At 69.6% G+C, this 2,106-nt stretch carries 1 protein-coding gene; it reads left to right on the top strand.

All coding sequences use genetic code 11. The annotated features are described in order from the left end of the window. On the top strand, nt 1–2,106 hold a 2,106-nt coding region (locus IJH84_RS09595), incomplete at both ends, for a hypothetical protein (RefSeq protein WP_295142865.1).

The raw sequence follows: 2,106 nt of genomic DNA, 5'->3' as shown, positions 1-2,106 counted from the left end.
TTTCCTGGACGACACCGGCCAGTCGCTGGACACGGCGCTGCACGACGCGCTCGAGAACCGGTCCTTCGAGCGCGCGCTGCAAAACCTCGGGATGAGCAACGTCTTCAGCGCGCAGCCCGAGGAACCCGGCAACGGCGGTGGACTGATCACCGGTACCCAGCAGGCCCCGCCGGGCGAGGTGCACCGGGCCGACCCGGAGCAGCTCGGGTCGCAGGAAGGCGATCGGGTTCAGCTGCCCGGCGACGCCCGCGAACACGCCCGTTTAACTTCCCGACTGGCGGATCTGACCGGCGCGCTGTCCCGGCACTTGGCGGTGCTGCCGGGCCAGTTCTTCCCCGGTCTGCGCGAGCAGGTCGTTACCTGGCAGGAGGCGGCGGAACGCGGCACCTTCAGCAGAACGCCCACGAACCGGCTGCGGACCATGGTGGACGGCGCGCACGGCTTGCACGAGCAGGTGGCCGCGCAACGTTCCCAGCAGATCGCGCACATTTACCGCCAGGCCGCGAACACCCGCGCGCAGTTGGGCGAAGTATCGCCGCAGTTCTACCGCGACGGTGTCCCCGGCGGGGTCAGCTCCCGCCCGGACGTGCAGTTCGGTTTCGAGGTGGAGTTCCAGGTCGACAGCGCGGACTTCGACCAGAAGGTGAACGAGCTCGGCAACAAGCTCGCCGAGCGCGACCTCGCAAACTGGGAAGACGAGCAGGGCTTGCTCGAGTCCGGGGACGCGGAGGTGGAGGAAGCCCACCGCGAGGGCAAGTGGGCGATGCTCACCGAAACCTCGGACCTCGATGCGGCGGAGCTGGTCTCGCCGGTCCTGACTCCCGGTGCCGAACCCCGGGCCTGGGAGAACTTCGGCGACGTCATGGACCTGGTCTGGGATGCCGACGGGTACGCCGAGAACATGGGCGGCCACGTCAACGTGAGCTCCACCGAAATGTTGACGCCGCCCGAATACCTGCGGCTCGCGCGGCTGGGCAAGGTGTTCGAGTCGGTGCTGTACCGGCTGGGCAACTACCCGAATCACGCGAACCAGCGGCCGATCAAGCTGGTGGGGCCGAACCCGCTGCCGCCCGATCCCTCGGCGGTGTCCTCGTTCGAGGACGTGCGCAAGCTCAGCCGCGGCAAGTTCGACGCCCTGAACTTCCAGCACGTCGGGCCGGACTCCGCTGCGCACCGGGTGGAGTTCCGGTTCTGGGCCGGCAGCGTCGACAAGGGCGTGTGGCAGGCGCACGCCGAGTTGAGCGCGGCGATGCTCGCGGCGGCCAAGGATCCGTCGATCGATGCGCAGCTCGAGCAGCTGCTCGCCGCTCCGCTGCTGCTCGGCCACTCGCCCGCCGGGTTGCCGCAGCTGGCGCAGTTGCTGGGCCTGCTGCCGATGAGTCCGGAGTCGCAGCAGCAGGCGGTGGAGCTGTTCGCGGCGACCGACCCGTGGAAGGGCGACGGCAACAGCGACTTCTACTTGCGGTCCCAGACGGTCGGATTGCCCGGGGACCGCGGGTTGTACTTCCCGGCCGCGGGCCGGCCGGTCGCCACGGCCGTGCAGGTGGCGCAGACCGCGCAGAGTCACCCGGGCGCCGACCTGGTGCTGGCCGATCTGGCAGCGGGTACCGAGCGGATCAGCCTCTGGAACGGCAGAACGCTGGACGGCAACCTGTTCGCCGGAAACCTCCGGTACCGGGGGATCGGCCACGGCAAGCCGGTGGTGCTGGCCATGTCCGGCGCTGCGCGGACCGATTGGTTCCCCGGTTTCACCGACACCTTCGACACGGTGCTGACCGCACCGCAGGTGGCGTTCACCGCGGACGGTCGCTTCGTGGCGGTCCGGCACACCGTCGGCCCGGACGGCCGGCTGCGGGTCGAGCAGGACCCGCAGGGCTGGGTGCAGCATTCCGCGGAAGGCTCGGTCGCTACCGGGGAACCCGATCTGAACCCCGCGCTCGCTTCGCTCGATCCGCGAGGTGACGAGAAGGAGCAGCTGGCTTCCCGCATCGACGACTCGTTGCAGCGGGCCCAGCAGTACCTGAACGCACTGCCCGGCGATGCGTTGCCGCAACAGCGCGGGCAGATCATGCAATGGGCAACGGCGCGCAACGCCATCCTCGAGCG

It is taken from the genome of Saccharopolyspora sp. (assembly GCF_017434145.1).
GTDB lineage: Bacteria > Actinomycetota > Actinomycetes > Mycobacteriales > Pseudonocardiaceae > Saccharopolyspora_C > Saccharopolyspora_C galaxeae.
This window is presented reverse-complemented; position numbering and strand designations above follow the sequence as displayed.